We start from the raw sequence: 16,874 nt of genomic DNA, 5'->3' as shown, positions 1-16,874 counted from the left end.
TCTTTTTTTTTCATTAGTTGCTGAAGGCGACGGAGCCGTTATCCTTGTATGGCAAAATCGCAAAAACCTTAATTATAGAATGATTTTTAACAGAAGAATGAGGGTATTTTTCAAAAAATGCAGCAGGTAAAATATGTACTAGGAGTAAGAATAAATGATTCGCACTTTAAGTTGATAGTATTCAGTATATTTTGTTAGCGCTTTCAAATAGGGGGAGATAAGTAATATGGATTTAAACCGAATTCCCGAGCCTTCACAGCATGTGGCCGCTTTCGAACGTATGGGCTTCGGCATGTTTATTCACTGGGGATTATATTCGCAGTTGGGTCGAGGGGAATGGGTCATGAACATTGATCGAATCGCCAAAGAAGAGTACCGGAAGCTGACAGATACGTTCTCAGCAGAGAATTTTGATGCAAAAATGATTGCGAGTCTAGCGAAAAAAGCCGGTATGAAGTATATCGTGCTCACGACTCGACATCATGACGGCTTCTCCTTGTACGATACAAGGGGGCTCTCTACCTATGATGCCCCTCACAGTCTGGCAGGACGCGATCTCATTGCTGAATTTGTGGACGGATGCCGAGAGGAAGGAATTGTTCCATTTTTCTACCATACGACAATCGACTGGTATCAGGAAAGTTATCAGGAAGATTTTAATGCCTATTTGGACTATTTAATAAAATCTGTAGAGGTTCTATGCAAGCATTATGGGAAAATTGGTGGATTTTGGTTTGATGGCAATTGGGACAAACCTTTGGCTGATTGGAGGGAGGATGAGCTGTACGGCATGATTCGCAAGTATCAGCCCTAGGCGATAATTGTCAATAATTCCGGGCTGCATCATCGTGGGGAATACGGTCATCCGGAGATTGACAGTGTGACTTTCGAACAAGGACGGCCAACCCCGCTCGATCGTCGCGGCAGAAGCAAGTACGTCGCTGCGGAAATGAGCCAAACCATTAATAATCATTGGGGGTATGGGTTAAAAGACTTTCAGACCAAGTCCGTAAAGCAGTTAATCGAAACCATTTGCGTTTGCAGGAAAGTAGGAGCAAATTATCTGCTGAACATTGGTCCTACCGGTTCGGGAATGGTAGATTCGTTGCAAAAATTTTTATTGGAAACCATGGGAATTTGGGTACACATGTATGAGGAAGCCATTTATAGCGTAACTCCGTCCGGCATCCAAGGTGTAGGTGCTGATTTTGCCTTGAAGGGAGATAACGGGAAGTTATACTTCTTTGTTCACGACTTGGGATCGAATGGACATTCTAATGTCACACTTGGCGGAGGCGGTATTGGCCCGAGGGCGTTTACGGGATTAAAGGTTCCGATTCGTTCCGTAAAGTGGTTGGACAATGGGGAATCTTTGCCGTTTGTTCAAAACCAGGAAGCGGACTTGTTCAGTTTTTATGCCTCCGGTTATCCCTACGGTATGGATTTTGTCGTGCGGGTAGCGGAAGCGGAATTAACTTAACACATACGTTGAGATAAAAAAATCTGCCCAGTCCTAATTACGGACTAAGCAGATTTTTTTCTACGTTTTACTTGGAATCATCCTAGCCTGCTTCCATTTCCCAAAGCGATAATAAAGCAAGTTCATCGCAGCTGCTACACTGAAACTAATAGGGAAACTCCACCAAATTACATCAAATCCATACTTGTTCGCTAATATAGTGGCAAGAGGAATACGTACAAGCAGCAAAGCAACAAAGGCAACAATAAGCGGGAACACAACAGCCCCAGCAGAACGAACTACGCCCGCAACGACGTTGAAAACGCCAAAAATAATAAACGACCATAGCGTTAAATTATTAATATGTACCCCAATTTCGATCGCTTTGCCCTCAGGAGGAAGGAAGAAACTGACGACCTCACGGTTGAACAAATGAAGAATAACGACAATAAGTCCCGTCATCATGATGTTAAACCCAACACCGGTCCACGTAATTCGATTCACCCTGTCCCATCTCCCAGCACCAATGTTCTGCGCGGCCATGGAAGTCACAGCACCGCCAATCGCCATTGCGGGCATTTGCACATAGCTGGATATTTGCATCGCAACGCCGAAGGCAGCGGTTGATTCAGAACCATAGGAGTTCACGAGATGGATGAGAATTAAGTTGCTTAGGGAAACCACGACCATATTCAATCCCATCGGCAGTCCTTTTTGAAGCAGAGTCCGTATGATCATCCAATTAATGCGAAGCAGGGGAATATCCTTTTTCGTAATCCGCAGAAAATACTTTTTCTGATACAAATACACGATCAACAGCACGAAGCTTATCAGCTGTGCCACAAAGGTTGCGACAGCCGAGCCGGCTATCCCCATTTTTGGAAAAGGTCCCATGCCTTGAATTAGCAATGGATTAAGCACAATGTCCAAAACGGCAGACAAAAGCAGGAAGTAGAAAGGAGTCTTGGCGTCGCCTGAACCCCGTAATATGGCCATGATGAGATTAAAACCGAACATAAATGGGACGCCAGCGAAAATGATTCGCGTGTACGTCACGGCAAGATCCTTAACATCCGCAGGTGTATTCATCCAGTCCAAAATGGTATGGGAGAAAAGCAGCCCGAATAAGGCAACGACGATGGAAAGAATGAGGAAAAAGACCGCACTGGTGCCGACAACTTTTTTAGCTTCTTCTACCTTTTGTCCACCCAGATTTTGGCCAATCATGATAACGGCGGCCATCGCAAAGCCGAAGATAGAGCTTATTAAGAAGAACATGATAATGTTGGCATTGGATGTCGCCGCAAGCCCACCTTCACCGAGGTACTTGCCAATCCATATGGCATTAATAGAACCATTAAGCGTCTGGAGCACATTACCTAGCAGAATAGGTAGAGAAAATAAGATCAACGTCTTGGCAATCGGGCCTTCCGTTAAAGACGGGCGTGGCTTCTTAGTGGTATTCTCGCTCATGTGGAATCTCCTTGTTCTTCATTCAGATAATTGCATTTAAAGTTCTTCATTCATTATACCTTTTTCCATCTCATTCCAAAAAAATGCGTAATTTACGAATGATCCCTCTATCAATTGGACACAAACTATTTTTTTTAGTAGAGTAGAGGGTAAGTCCGGTTGACTTATAGATTGTGGTTTTATAATTGTTGTTTTATATAGGTGGGGGGAATTCAGATGCTACGTCTTGGTGAGAAAATAATAGTAATTGCCGATAGTTTAGAACAGAATCTGCCTATAGGCGGGTATGGATATATTATTGCTTACGACCGCAATAACGATAATATTTTCGATTACGTTGTTCGTGTCCCCAAGGATAATAAACACTATTACGTTCCTGCGTCAGATATCGAGCTTGAAGAAGTTCTTCTCCATCAGCAGGCGGACCAAGTCGAGAGAGAAGCGTTAATTGATTTCGCGCTTGCAACGAAGAACGAAGAGCTGTTTCGTAAAATTATGAATGGTGAGCCAAGTGAACAACAGGAAGTAGAACGAGACAAAGATGTTCAATCAACCGAAGACTTCATTAAACAAATCGGCCTGAAGGCCTGGATTTAATACATGTATCATCAAACACCAAAACCCGCCTAGTGCTCACTAGTGCGGGTTTTGTTTTATTAGTGTGATTACGTATACAAAAGAGGCTCCTTGAGAATCATGGTTTTTGGGTTGCTAAAATCAAGAAATGGTGGTACATTAATATCCGAACATAAAACTGATTTAGTATTCTAGTTCTGAGGTGCGCGAATGGATGCCAAAAAATTGTTGATCATGGAAGCAGCGAAGAAATCTTTTTCACTTTTTGGGTACAAAGGTACAACGATGGATCAAATCGCCAAAATAGCCGGTGTCGGCAAAGCGACGATTTATACGTTTTTCGCAAATAAGGAAGATCTTTTGCATGAAATTGTACAGTCGTTAATTGCCGAGATGAAAGCAGTCGCCGAGAAAGCAATTGCAGAAGGGGCAACACCTTTCGAGAAAATTCATAGTGCGATTTATGGGGTTCTCGTCTTTCGCAAAGAGCATGAGCTGCTGATCCAATTGGCTCACGAGGTTCAACAATTTGGCAGTCCGGTAACGATCGAGGCGATGGCCAGTATCGAAACAGAAGTGATCCAGTTCATGAGTGAACATATGGAACGCGCGATGCATAACGGCACAATGAAGAGCTGTGACCCAAAGATGACGGCCTTTATTTTATTCAAGCTGTATGTCGCTTTAGTTTTTGATTGGGAAAAGCAGAAACAGAACGAGCCATTAACCGACGAGCGGATTTTGAACACGCTGCAGTTATATTTTGGTAATTTTCTGAATCAGTAATTTTTTTTAATTTTTTTTCATGGAGGGGTAATTATGCGTTTTATTAGACCATTGGTTTATTCCGTGATGGCGATTGTCATCGGAACGAGTACATTTCTTTTAACAACCAAACAGGCAACTAGCCAAACAGATACAGTTAACCAACTGCATCCTACGGCTTATATTGAATCGAACGAAGTAAGCGCCAGCTTCAAAGTGGGCGGTAGAGTCACAGAAATCCTCGTGAAGGAAGGGGATGATGTGAAAAAAGGGCAAGTACTAGCCCGCCTGCAAAGCACAGAGATTGAAGCTAAAGTCGAGCAGGCCAAAGCGGCTGTCGCGCTCGCACAAGGCAAGATCGCTGAGGCGCAAGGAGCTACCGCGACCGCTCAAGCGAAGAAGCAGCAGGGCATTGCCGGTGTCAACGTGACGGCTGGTACAGTCGAGCAGCAAGTGGCACAGGCCAAAGCGGCTGTTAGCGCGGCTCAAGCCAAAGTTGATGGGCTGCATAATGGGGCGCGTCCGGAAGAGAAGAAGCAAGCTGAGATTCAGTTCCAAGCGGCTTCCGAAGTATACACCATTGCTGAGCAAAACCTGAATCGGATGAAAGCGATGCTGGAGCAAGGGCTTGTTGCTCAAGCTGACGTGGATAAAGTGAAGGTTAGCTACGAAGAAGCGAAAACGAAACGCGATCTGGCACAGCAGCAGCTAAACATGGCGAATCAAGGACCACGTGAGGAAGAAATTCGCGGAGCGGAAGCTTTGCTAGCCCAAGCGCAAGCGTCCTTGAAGCTGGCTGAAGCCAATCGTGGAAACGTGCAGGTGAGACAGGGCGATGTAGCGGCGGCTGCAGCGGCTGTACAGCAAGCTCAAGGTGCCATTCAATCAGCGCAATCCGGTGAACAGCAAGCCAAAGCGGCTCAGTTGGAAGCGGAGACTTACTTGAGCTACACAGAATTGATCGCACCAATCGATGGGGTCATTCTTATGCAATCCGCACAGGTTGGCGAGCTTGTAGGGTCCGGATTCCCTATACTCTCGATCGAGTCGACGGAGAAACGTTGGGCTAAGTTTTATATGCCGGAGACATCTATAGCAGGACTGAAGGTAGGCAACAACATCAGTATGACATTATTGTCAACGGGCGAGAAAGTCGTTGGTACCGTTAAAACCGTAGCGGCTGCTCCTGATTTCGCAATCAAGAAAGCGACACAAACCTCAGGCGAAACGGACATTCGTTCGTTTGGGATCAAAATCGAACTGAATACATTGCCAGACGCAGCAACAACAGGGATGACCTTGCAATGGAACGGTAAAACGGAAGGATGATGAAGGAGATGGATCTTCAGATTGGCAAGCTAATTACAGAAGAATGGAAGCACATTCTGAAGGATCGACGTCTTTTTCTGATCTTGTTCTTCGTTCCGATCTTGTATACGGTGCTGTTCGGATCGATTTACTTACACCATAAAGTGACCGAAATGGCCACTGTTGTTATCGATGAAGACCAAAGTCCTCTAAGTCGTCAAATTATTCAAGCCTTCGAGCAAAGTGAAACGTTCCAGATCAAGAAGGAATATCACTCAGAGGATGATGTGAAGCGGGCGCTATCATCGGGAGAGGCCAAGGTTGGCCTCGTCATTCCCTCTAATTTCGAAGCGAAGCTGAAGCATGGCGAAACGCTGCCGCTGCTTACACTGATCGACGGCAGCAACATGATGATTTCGAACTCCGCTACCAAAGGGGCTAACGAAGTGATCACAACCTTCAGCATGGGGTACTCACAAAAAAAGCTCCAACTAAAGCAAGGACTTCAGAATGAAGAAGTGATGAACACACTTTCACCAATACCATTCCGGTATCGCATTATGTACAATTCAGCTTTCAATTACAGCGACTTTATGCTGTACGGGCTTGTTGGCGCGATTTTACAGCAAGTTCTGTTTCTTGGCATTGCCTTAACCATTACTCGCGAGAAAGATGCTGGGACGTGGCAGCGGTTCGAGGCATGGAGAAGAAATCCGTGGCGCATTGCTTACGCGAAGACAGCTCCGTACTTCTTAATCAATTTCTTTAATACATCCGTTACCTTTGTTATCGCTTTGTATGCCTTTGGTGCACCCATGAGCGGCAGTTTGCTTGTCGGCTTGGCCATCGTTGTGAGCTTTACCTTTGCGGTCAGCGGTATCGGTTATCTAATCAGCTTGTTCTCGAGCAATCAGCTCGGAGCGACGCAGACTGCCATGTTAATTGCGGTGCCTTCCTTCATGCTATCGGGGTTCACTTGGCCATTCGAAGCCATGCCTAAAGTGCTGCAGGTGCTCGGGCATATGCTTCCGCTCACTTATTTTTTAGATGGCGTGCGCAATGTATTTGTTAAAGGAAATGACTTTTCCGTCATTTGGCATGATTGCGTTTCTTTGATTTTGACCGGTGCACTCACTTATTTCATTGCTATGTTGTTAACTCGTTTCATTATCTTCTCTAAAAAGAAGTCGGATACCGCTGCAGGCACGCGAACTGCGCTGCGATCCGGATCGAATATCACGTTATAACCGAATGGGAAGGAAGCGATTTTTATGAAAAAAACGCTCATAAGTTTATCTACAGCCCTGTTACTCCTTTCAAGTACAACGCAAACTCTCGTATTCGCCGATAATGCCCAAGATCCAAATCAAAATGTATACGTCAATGCGGACGTTCTGGAAACCATATCTTCCGTGGATTTGACATACGTGCTGGACAAAGCGCTGAAAGATTCCCATAACCTTGCCCTGCTAACGCTAAAATACGCGGCTCAAGGCAGTAAAAAGGCCGATCTGGAACAGCAAATGAACGAAATGGGTTCAGCCTCGATGACGCCCGGACATTTACCGAGTACTCCGGTAGAGGTGACCAACACGGGAAATCCACAGCTCCCTAACCTAACCAACCCAACCGATATTGCCTGGACCGTCATGCAAAATAATGCGATGAACCAGATGATGCAGGGAATGGGGGCTCTCGCTGGCGGCATGAATAAAATCATATCCTCCCAACGCTCACAAATGAGTATAGCAGCACATCAGCTCGGGACGGATGGGCGGAATTCGCTGCTGCAGTCAGATGAAGCTAAGGCAGGTATCCGTCTGCAAACCATCGCGCAATATGTGCAGCTATTAGCCCAAATGAAGCAGCTTGATTTCATGAAGGAATACGAAGTTGTGATAGAGAAAGACCTGCTGAAAGCTACGCTTTTCGCGCAGCAAGGGTTAGCATCACCTGACGATGTGCAGACAGTTCAGAAAGCCATCAATAAGCATAAGGACGATATCGCAACGCTGCTTAATAACTATCGGTTGGGGCTAGTACAGCTTTCGACAGACATTGGGATTTCCTATGATCCTAACCTGATCGTCAAGGATATCGAGCCCATTTCAGTAGATCCTATCACGGAGACAGCCACAACAACGCTACTGAAAGCATCCTACCAAATGAAAGCCTCCGGCAATAACATCGACGAAGCTGTATGGGAAACGGGTCACACGGTTACCCAGAACACATATGGTGAAACGTATCAAGGCGTTAACCTGCCCATCAATGGGCAGAAAAATGAGCAAACCAAGCTTGAACTGACCAAGAAAATTCAAGCGACGTACAACGATGCCAAGAATGCGTATCAAGCCGTTCTCACGGAACAGCGGAACTTGAATGATGTACAGGCCGATTTGACTAAAATGAAGTTTCGCTTTAGCGTTGGCGTCATCTCCAAGCATGATCTGAATAAATTTGAAATCAAAGTCCGTCAGAACGAAACAGCCTTAGCCGCTTCTAAGTTCAAGTATTACGTGTTAAAAGAAAAAGCGAAAGCGATGGATACGGGTTTTATCCAATAATGATTAACCGCTAACTCAACCATAGCTTCTTTTTGGTGCTGGCTTTTAAGCCAAGCTAAGAAGAAAGCTGTGGTTTTTGATTTGTGGTTTTTTCTGGATTGAGTTCGTAAAATATCTGGGATATAATGAAAAGAATGACTAAATGCTGATTAATTAAAGGGGTGTAGAAAACTTGAGCATAACTAAAACAGATGTCGAGCACGTTGCGAAGTTGGCTAGACTCGACCTGAGTGATAATGAGAAGGAACTTTTTACCGAACAGCTAAATGCCATTTTAAAATATGCCGAGCAGCTGAATGAGCTGAATACCGAAGGTGTTATTCCGACAAGCCATGCCATGCCGTTAGTCAACGTCATGCGTGAAGATGTTACGAAGCCATCTCTCCCTATTGAGAAAGTGATGCTGAACGCACCCGATCACGAAGATGGGCAATTCAAAGTCCCAGCTGTTTTAGAATAAGAACCATTATGAAAGGAAGTGCCTGTCGTTGTCTTTGTTTGATTTAAACCTACAACAAATTCACGCGAAGCTTCAAGGCAAAGAACTTAAAGTTGCCGATCTCGTGGATCAATCCTATACAAGAATTCAGCAAGTAGAAAGCAAGGTTCGCGCCTTTCTTACATTAGATGAAGAGAACGCCAGACAAGCTGCCGCCAAGTTGGACGAGCAGCTCGCGAGCAGCAGTGAACGCGGCCATTTATTCGGCCTTCCGATCGGGATCAAAGATAACATGGTCACCGAAGGCTTGAAAACGACCTGTGCAAGCAAAATCTTATCCAATTTCACGCCGATCTATGATGCAACAGTGGTTAGCAAGCTCAAGGATGCTCAAACCGTTACGATCGGTAAGCTTAACATGGATGAATTCGCCATGGGCGGCTCCAACGAGAACTCCGCGTTCCATCCGTCCCACAATCCGTGGAACACGGATTACGTGCCAGGCGGCTCCAGCGGCGGCTCCGCTGCAGCAGTAGCTGCAGGCGAAGTGTACTTCGCGCTGGGCTCAGACACAGGCGGCTCAATTCGCCAGCCTGCCGCTTATTGCGGTATCGTCGGGCTGAAGCCGACGTACGGACTCGTGTCCCGCTATGGCTTAGTCGCGTTCGCGTCCTCACTCGACCAGATCGGGCCGCTGACGAAGAACGTTGAAGACTCTGCTTATCTGCTGCAAGCCATCGCCGGCTACGACCCGAAGGATTCCACGTCTGCGAAAGTGGATATCCCTGATTACCTCAGCGCATTGACCGGTGATATCAAAGGTCTGCGCATCGGCGTACCCAAAGAATACATGGGCAATGGTATCGACCCTGCCGTCAAAGAGAAAGTGCTTGAAGCGCTCAGAGTCCTGGAAGGCTTAGGTGCTGTATGGGAAGAAGTGACACTGCCTCATTCTGAGTATGCAGTAGCGGCTTACTACTTGCTCGCTTCTTCCGAAGCGTCCTCGAACCTTGCGCGCTTTGACGGCGTGCGCTACGGTGTGCGTTCGGACAACGCTCGCAATTTGCTGGACTTGTACCATATGTCGCGCAGCGAAGGCTTTGGCCCCGAGGTCAAACGCCGTATCATGCTTGGAACCTATGCGTTAAGCTCAGGCTACTATGATGCTTACTACTTGAAAGCACAACAAGTCCGCACCCTGATCAAGCAAGATTTTGATCAAGTGTTCGAGAAATTCGATATCATCATCGGACCAACGGCTCCGACACCTGCTTTCAAAATCGGTGAACAAAGCAGTGATCCACTCACGATGTATTTGAACGATATTATGACTATTCCGGTCAGTTTGGCGGGCATTCCTGCAATTAGCGTACCTTGCGGATTCGTGAACGAACTTCCCGTTGGCCTGCAAGTCATCGGCAAAGCGTTGGATGAAGCTACCCTTCTGCGTGTAGCCCACGCTTTCGAGCAGCATACAGATCATCATAAGCAGCGCCCGCAATTGTAGGTTAATAGTTCATGAGTAACGAAGGAGGCATTCATTTTGTCGGCAACAGATATCCAATTTGAAACTGTAGTCGGTCTTGAAGTTCACGTAGAACTTCATACCGCTTCCAAAATATTTTGTGGTTGTGCAACCTCATTCGGAGCACCTCCGAATACGAATACATGTCCGGTTTGTTTAGGTCACCCGGGCGTACTGCCGGTACTTAACCGTCAAGCGGTCGAATATGCGATGAAAGCCGCAATGGCGCTCAATTGTACGATTTCGACACATAGTAAATTTGACCGTAAAAACTATTTTTACCCGGATTCACCGGATGCCTATCAAACTTCGCAATATGATCAGCCGATCGGCTTGAACGGTTGGATCGATATCGAAGTGAATGGAGTAAGCAAGCGTATTGGTGTGACTCGCGTTCATCTTGAGGAAGATGCAGGCAAGCTGACACATGTTGATGGTGGTTACACCTCGCTTGTGGACTTGAACCGTGCGGGAACACCTCTGATTGAAATCGTATCCGAGCCTGATCTGCGTTCGCCGGAGGAAGCGCGGGCTTATTTAGAGAAGCTCAGAGCGATCATGATCTATTGTGATGTTTCCGATGTAAAAATGGAGGAAGGCTCGCTGCGCTGCGACGCCAACATCAGCTTGCGTCCTTTCGGGCAAGAGAAGTTCGGCACGAGAGCCGAACTGAAGAACATGAACTCGTTCCGCGGTGTCCAAAAAGGACTCGAGTACGAGGAATATCGCCAAGCGGAAATTCTTCGCAGTGGCGGTGAAGTCGAACAAGCAACCCGCCGCTGGGATGAAGCAAAAGGAATGACTTTGGCAATGCGCGGCAAAGAAGACGCGCATGACTACCGCTATTTCCCGGATCCGGATCTCGTTAGCTTATATATCGACGATGCTTGGAAAGCTAGTGTCAAAGCTGCTATCCCTGAATTGCCTGATGCGCGTAAAGCGAGATACAGCAGTGAGTACGGACTGCCAAGTTATGATGCTGATGTAATCACTTCATCCATGAAACTGGCGAATTTCTTCGAGGAGAGTTTACAATATACCCAAGATGCCAAAGCAGTCTCGAACTGGATCATGGGCGATCTGCTCGGGTATTTGAACGCGAATAGCCTGGAACTGGCCGATGTGAAAATCACAGGTAAGGGCTTAGGCGAGATGATTGGTCTGATTGAGAAAGGTACAATCTCCACCAAAATCGCCAAAACGGTGTTCAAGGAAATGATCGAATCCGGCAAAGAGCCGCAAAAGATCGTTGAAGAGCAGGGGCTTGTACAAATCAGCGATGAAGGTGCTATCAAGGCCATTGTTGAGCAGGTTGTGGAGAACAGCCCACAATCGGTAGCGGATTTCAAAGCCGGCAAGGAAAAAGCCGTGGGCTTCTTAGTCGGGCAAGTTATGAAAGAAACCAAAGGTAAAGCAAATCCAGGACTCGTCAACAAATTAATTGTGGAGTGCCTGAACAGTAAATGATGATGGTTGAAGTGGTGATCCGATGTTTTATGGACGCCACTTTTTTCAGTTAATTAGCGTGTAAGTTCTAGAGAGGAGGGATCAGATTGTCTATTCAACAACTTCTATTGGAAACTAACGAGGATATCTTGGTCCTGTTATCTCTACAGATGGCTTCCTATCGCGTGGAAGCAGACCTTATTGGCTTCGATGACATCCCGCCGCTGAAGGATGGCATCCACTCTATACGCGAAGCGGTGGAAACATTTTATGGCTTTTTCGTTCATGAGAATGATGAGCGCACACTAGCTGGGGCCATCTCCTACTCCCGAGAAGGCTGCATTGTCACGATCTGCCGTATGATGGTACATCCGAATTTTTTTCGCCGCGGGATTGCTAGGTCACTTTTACAACATATACTAATGGATCAACAGTTAAATGGGGCAACGCGTTTTATTGTATCCACCGGAACGGAGAATTTACCTGCTATTCAGTTATACGAGAGTTTTGGTTTTGCCGTACGCCGAGTATTCACAGTTCCTCCGGGAATAAGCTTAACCACTTTCGAACGGCCGGCCATCATCTCCTAAATATATGTTCAGTGGTTCTCACTATCATGTGTGATACAAGGCACTATCAGTATGAAAAAAGGGAGCGGTTACACGATGAGCAATCCTTGGGTTATTGATCAACTCCATATCACTATAAGGTTAGTTATGGCGCTTTTTCTAGGCGGCTTAATCGGTTTTGAGAGGGAGGTCAGCAGTCATGCAGCTGGCCTTCGTACGCATATTTTAGTTTGTGTTGGCTCTGCCCTAGTTATGTTGCTCTCTATGTATGGGTTTAGTGCCTTTGTGAACGAAGTGAATGTCCGTATTGATCCTTCGCGTTTAGCTGCGCAAGTGATCAGCGGTATCGGATTCTTAGGTGCTGGAACGATTATCTTTAATGGGAGATCCATTACGGGTCTTACGACAGCGGCTTCCCTTTGGGTAGTTGCGGGGATTGGCCTTGCCATTGGGGCTGGCTTCTATTATGCAGCTGTCCTTGCTTGTTTCATGGTACTCATCTCCCTATGGATTTTGAATAAAGTGGAGCATAAATATTTTAATGGGAAGAAAATTCGTATTCTCAAAATACTGGCGAATGATCAACCGGGGACGCTTGGACTTATTACGACCCTTCTCGGTAAACAGAAAGTTGACATCCGTAAGATCTCAATGGAAGAACAAGAGATCGACAGTAAACCGAATCATGTTCAAATTACATTCCACGTCACCATTCCTAAGCCGTCTATTATCGGGACGGTTCTTGAAGAAATCAATCAAATGAAAGGGGTTACCGGCGTTACTCTCGAAAAAAGTAAAAATTGAAGGGGTCTGACCATAGGGAGCGTCTAAGCTTTTGGACGAACAGAAAGGGGGAAGTCAGGCATGGACAAAATGACGGATGAGCAGCTGATCGACCGGGTCCGTCAAGGTCACTCCGATGCTTACCGTGTATTAGTAGAACGTCATAAAAGCTACATCTATACATTGGTATACCGCATGGTCGGGCATAAGGAAACTGCTGAAGACTTAACCCAAGAAGTGTTCGTTAAGCTGTTTCGTTCATTAGCTCATTTTCGCGGCGACGCGAAGTTCACAACTTGGCTTTATCGCATGACGACGAATCTCGTGACTGACTTTCGGCGTTCGCAGAAACGTAAGCCCTATGAAGCGCTTCTCGATAAAATGAAGGGTTGGTTTACGGATGCTCGTGAACAGCCTGAGGAAATGGCTATGCGCAAGGATGAGCAGGAGCGTATGCAGGCTCTGCTTTCCGAACTTCCAGACAAGTATAGATTAATTATGTATTTGTTTCATTATAAGCAGCTCTCGTACCAAGAAATGTCTGAGGTGACCGGGCTGCCCATGAAAACGTTGGAAACTAGACTCTATCGGGGAAAAGCGATGCTAAAAGAAAAATGGTTGGAGGTGAATTCACGTGATTCCCAAACATCAGGAAGACACTCGGCTCACGCAATACCTAAATAAGATGCTGGACGAGATGCCGCTAAGTGAACCAAACCCAATGCTGACGGAGCGTGTGATGCGCAGGGTACAATCTGCTGAAACTCCTGAAATTCCAAAGATTCATCAAGTTGGCAGAAGAAAACAATGGGTGAATAGTTTTGTTGCGATAGCCGCGACTGTACTCCTCATGCAATCAGGAATTATCAACAAAATAATGAATATTGATTCGGGGATCACTCAGATAACATCGTATATCCAACAATTATCCCGAATTTTGTAAATCATCTAGGAGGTATTTAAATGAATCTACCAAACGACAATCCGCACATTCCGGAGTATTCGGCCAATCCTTCTTTTCAACACTATGCTCCTTATTATCAAGCTCCAAGGAAGCGTAAATGGGTCGCAGGGGTTTTGTCGTTCATCGTCCCGGGAACTGGACACTTTTATTTAGGCCTTATGCAGCGCGGTCTATTTATTATGATGCTTCTCATTCTGGATATTTTTATTATCACGTCTTTATCGTCTCGTTCCGATACAAGTGTACCTATGGTTACGCTTTTTGCTTTGTTCATTCCGGTCATTTACTTCTATAATCTATTCGATGCTCTTCAAAGTACAGATAATGTGAATCGTCGCAATGAGCTTGGGGAATTTGGAGCTGAACTTTATACCAATGAAGATCCTTTACAGAAACTAATCAAAGGGACAAACTTAGGTGTTATTCTTGTTGCGGCTGGTGTATTATTTTTTCTTCTCAGCAACAAACCTCGTTGGTTTACTGGGCTCTTTGATCTCATGGGCTCGTATATTGGATCGGTTATCCTCGTCCTTGCCGGTTTGGCTATGTATGTACTAGATTCCCGTAAAAATAAATAACCAAATGGTGCTATATACGCAACCATCATTGACAAAAGTCAATTAACACACGTACAATATAATGTAAGGTTTTAATGACTAACATCAGGTGGTGAGTACCATGGCAGCACAATTAGAACAGGCTTTAGCTAAGTTGAAAACAACAGGTGTTCGGATGACGCCGCAGCGGCATGCTATTCTATCCTTTTTGCTGGACTCCATGACTCATCCGACAGCAGATGACATTTATAAATCTCTTGAATCGAAATTTCCTAACATGAGCGTTGCGACTGTTTACAATAATCTCAAAGTATTTATTGAATCGGGACTCGTTCGGGAACTGACTTATGGAGACAGCTCGAGTCGCTTTGATGCGGATATGACGGACCATTATCATGCTGTTTGTGAGTTGTGTGGGAAAATTTCGGATTTTGAGTATCCGCCACTTTCGGATATAGAGACTACCGCTGCTCAGCAAACAGGTTTCCGAGTTGGCGGTTATCGACTAGAGGTTTATGGTGTTTGCCCGGATTGTACAGGGATTACCAAGCATTAACTTAAGTAGAATTCCTCATTATCTGTTCCTATGATGTATAATGAAACGTGATCCTACCTTTCGGATGTAGAGAGGTAAGAGCACGTTTTTTCTTTTTATATATCGCATAAAGGAAGTGAAACCTTGCATTCAACACCTACAGATCAGCAACCGAAACGCAGAAGACCAACGAAGAGAATTTTCTTGTTATTTGGTCTTTTTATTGGAATGTTCGCCGCGGGTGCAGCTTCGTTCTTATGGCAGCAGTTAGCACCGAATCGTGAGAAAGTAGAACCTGAATATCACGAGTTAAGTAAGCCGGTTTTTTATCAAGGAAATTACTTTAAGACAAGTGCGATTGGGGAAAAAGAGGGATTGAAGCTACCACTGGAACTCATCCAGGAGTGGATGGACCCATCTATTATATATGAGAAAAGCACTGATTCCGTTATTATCACAACGAAAGATAAAGTATTGCAGTTAAAGACTACGGAGCTTACAGCACTAATGAACGAGAAACCAATCACCTTATCTTTTCCTGTTGAAAAGAAAGGGAATGACATTTATGTGCCCATTGAGCCCCTTCGGCAGCTGTATCCTTTTGAAATAAGAGAGTCCGAGCAGTCAGGTGCCATTCTTTTATTCAAAAAGGGTGACCTCGTCAAGTGGGGGAAGCATGTGGGTACCGAAGATGCCCAGCTGCGGACATTTGCTTCTATAAAAGCGCCGATAGTCTCCACGATCGCAAACAATGAACAAGTTATGATAGTAGCCGTAGAGGGAGAATGGTATCGCGTACAGCAGCAGAGTGGTCCTATAGGCTTTGTACGCAAAGCAGATATTATGGAGGATCATGAAGAAACTATACCAGCTCAGGAGAAGGCGTCAGCGTATGAAGCTTGGAAGCCTCTTAACGGCAAACTGAATCTGACATGGGAGCACGTCATTACGAAGAATCCCGATACTACCAAGCTTGGCGATATGCCCGGCTTACATGTTGTTAGCCCTACCTGGTTCTCTCTGGCTGACGGTGAGGGGCGCATTAAGAACTTGGCCGACGCTGCCTATGTAAAATGGGCGCAAACGCGCAATTATCAAGTCTGGGCGTTGTTTAGCAACGGCTTTGAACCCGATCGAACGTCTCAAGCGTTGTCGTCCTATGATCGTCGTATGAAAATGATTAAACAGTTGCTCGGCTTTGCACAAACGTACAATTTGCAGGGTATCAATATTGATTTTGAAAATGTGCATCTCAAAGATAAAGAAAATTTGGTCCAATTCGTCCGCGAAATGACACCTTTTATGCATGAACAAGGTCTAGCTGTTTCCATTGATGTTACACCGAAATCAACGAATGAGATGTGGTCCATGTTCTATGACAGACCCGCTCTTGCCGAAGTTGTTGATTACATGATGCTGATGGCTTATGACGAGTACTGGGCTACTAGCCCCAAATCTGGCTCCGTTTCATCGCTGCCATGGACAGAGCGTTCTATTACCCAGCTCTTGGGGAGCGAGAAGGTACCACCATCTAAGCTTGTCCTAGGTGTGCCATTCTATACGCGCCAGTGGACCGAAGAGACGAAAAATGGCAAAACGACAGCTACCTCCAAAACTTTAACAATGGAAGCTGCCCAGACGATTATTAAAGATAAGAAACTAACCCCTACTTTCTTAACGGAAACAGGTCAGAACTATGTGGAGTACAAAGAAGGAGAGAAACTCATACGTATTTGGTTAGAAGATGAAACATCAATGAAAGCAAGGCTCGAACTCGTTAAGAAGTACGATCTAGCTGGAGTGGCCTCATGGAGAAGAGGCTTTGAACAGCCGGCAACGTGGAAAGTCATTCAGGATGCTTTACAACAAGCTAAGCAATAACAAAACAAAAAGCCGAACCCAAGAGGG

Annotated in this window: 16 protein-coding genes and 1 pseudogene; 16 read left to right on the top strand and 1 reads right to left on the bottom strand. The window is 45.5% G+C overall.

The window, feature by feature from the left end; translation table 11 throughout:
• Positions 1 to 226: 226 nt before the first annotated feature.
• Positions 227 to 1,480, top strand: a pseudogene (locus QFZ80_RS27705) (alpha-L-fucosidase).
• 60 nt (positions 1,481 to 1,540) lie between these two features.
• On the opposite strand, the gene QFZ80_RS27700 reads toward QFZ80_RS27705, so the two are convergent.
• Positions 1,541 to 2,932 (bottom strand): MATE family efflux transporter, encoded by a 1,392-nt coding sequence (locus QFZ80_RS27700; RefSeq protein ID WP_307562037.1) that lies wholly within the window; start codon positions 2,930 to 2,932, stop codon positions 1,541 to 1,543.
• A 216-nt stretch (positions 2,933 to 3,148) separates the two neighbouring features.
• On the opposite strand from QFZ80_RS27700, the gene QFZ80_RS27695 reads away from it, so the two are divergent.
• The 15 genes from QFZ80_RS27695 to QFZ80_RS27625 all read left to right on the top strand — a co-directional run bounded on the left by QFZ80_RS27695 (position 3,149) and on the right by QFZ80_RS27625 (position 16,847).
• Positions 3,149 to 3,529 (top strand): ATPase, encoded by a 381-nt coding sequence (locus QFZ80_RS27695; RefSeq protein WP_307552713.1) that lies wholly within the window; start codon positions 3,149 to 3,151, stop codon positions 3,527 to 3,529.
• Positions 3,530 to 3,718: 189 nt separating this feature from the next.
• Positions 3,719 to 4,294, top strand: coding sequence for a TetR/AcrR family transcriptional regulator (locus QFZ80_RS27690; protein WP_307552715.1), 576 nt, complete (start codon positions 3,719 to 3,721; stop codon positions 4,292 to 4,294).
• 33 nt (positions 4,295 to 4,327) lie between these two features.
• Positions 4,328 to 5,602, top strand: coding sequence for an HlyD family secretion protein (locus QFZ80_RS27685; RefSeq protein ID WP_307562034.1), 1,275 nt, complete (start codon positions 4,328 to 4,330; stop codon positions 5,600 to 5,602).
• Between the two features lie 8 nt (positions 5,603 to 5,610).
• Complete coding sequence (locus tag QFZ80_RS27680; RefSeq protein ID WP_307552719.1) at positions 5,611 to 6,828, top strand: ABC transporter permease; 1,218 nt, start codon at positions 5,611 to 5,613, stop codon at positions 6,826 to 6,828.
• Between the two features lie 24 nt (positions 6,829 to 6,852).
• Complete coding sequence (locus QFZ80_RS27675; protein ID WP_307562033.1) at positions 6,853 to 8,148, top strand: TolC family protein; 1,296 nt, start codon at positions 6,853 to 6,855, stop codon at positions 8,146 to 8,148.
• A gap of 172 nt (positions 8,149 to 8,320) precedes the next feature.
• Positions 8,321 to 8,608 (top strand): Asp-tRNA(Asn)/Glu-tRNA(Gln) amidotransferase subunit GatC, encoded by a 288-nt coding sequence (gene gatC, locus QFZ80_RS27670; protein WP_057305138.1) that lies wholly within the window; start codon positions 8,321 to 8,323, stop codon positions 8,606 to 8,608.
• A gap of 28 nt (positions 8,609 to 8,636) precedes the next feature.
• Entirely contained in the window at positions 8,637 to 10,094 is a 1,458-nt protein-coding gene (gene gatA / locus QFZ80_RS27665) for an Asp-tRNA(Asn)/Glu-tRNA(Gln) amidotransferase subunit GatA (RefSeq protein ID WP_307552726.1), read from the top strand.
• A 33-nt stretch (positions 10,095 to 10,127) separates the two neighbouring features.
• Positions 10,128 to 11,579 carry an Asp-tRNA(Asn)/Glu-tRNA(Gln) amidotransferase subunit GatB gene (gene gatB / locus QFZ80_RS27660; RefSeq protein WP_307555948.1) on the top strand — a complete coding sequence of 484 codons (1,452 nt, stop codon included), beginning with the start codon at positions 10,128 to 10,130 and terminating at the stop codon, positions 11,577 to 11,579.
• Between the two features lie 86 nt (positions 11,580 to 11,665).
• Positions 11,666 to 12,148 (top strand): GNAT family N-acetyltransferase, encoded by a 483-nt coding sequence (locus QFZ80_RS27655; protein WP_307552728.1) that lies wholly within the window; start codon positions 11,666 to 11,668, stop codon positions 12,146 to 12,148.
• Positions 12,149 to 12,223: 75 nt separating this feature from the next.
• The gene (locus QFZ80_RS27650) at positions 12,224 to 12,931 is read left to right on the top strand and encodes an MgtC/SapB family protein (protein WP_307552730.1); all 708 of its coding nucleotides are present in this window, start codon (positions 12,224 to 12,226) and stop codon (positions 12,929 to 12,931) included.
• A gap of 60 nt (positions 12,932 to 12,991) precedes the next feature.
• The gene (locus tag QFZ80_RS27645; RefSeq protein ID WP_307562030.1) at positions 12,992 to 13,594 is read left to right on the top strand and encodes an RNA polymerase sigma factor; all 603 of its coding nucleotides are present in this window, start codon (positions 12,992 to 12,994) and stop codon (positions 13,592 to 13,594) included.
• Positions 13,545 to 13,853, top strand: a complete 309-nt coding sequence (locus QFZ80_RS27640; RefSeq protein WP_307562028.1) for a hypothetical protein — start codon at positions 13,545 to 13,547, stop codon at positions 13,851 to 13,853. Before QFZ80_RS27645 ends, QFZ80_RS27640 begins: the two co-directional genes overlap by 50 nt.
• Before the next feature lie 20 nt (positions 13,854 to 13,873).
• Entirely contained in the window at positions 13,874 to 14,452 is a 579-nt protein-coding gene (locus tag QFZ80_RS27635; RefSeq protein ID WP_307562025.1) for a DUF6677 family protein, read from the top strand.
• Positions 14,453 to 14,552: 100 nt separating this feature from the next.
• Positions 14,553 to 14,987 (top strand): peroxide-responsive transcriptional repressor PerR, encoded by a 435-nt coding sequence (gene perR, locus QFZ80_RS27630; protein WP_307552739.1) that lies wholly within the window; start codon positions 14,553 to 14,555, stop codon positions 14,985 to 14,987.
• 123 nt (positions 14,988 to 15,110) lie between these two features.
• Entirely contained in the window at positions 15,111 to 16,847 is a 1,737-nt protein-coding gene (locus tag QFZ80_RS27625) for a glycosyl hydrolase family 18 protein (protein WP_307562023.1), read from the top strand.
• Positions 16,848 to 16,874 lie beyond the last annotated feature (27 nt).

It is taken from the genome of Paenibacillus sp. V4I7 (assembly GCF_030817275.1).
Taxonomy (GTDB): Bacteria; Bacillota; Bacilli; order Paenibacillales; family NBRC-103111; genus Paenibacillus_E.
Note: the sequence above shows the minus strand (reverse complement) of the source record. Positions and strands in the feature narration are given on the sequence as shown.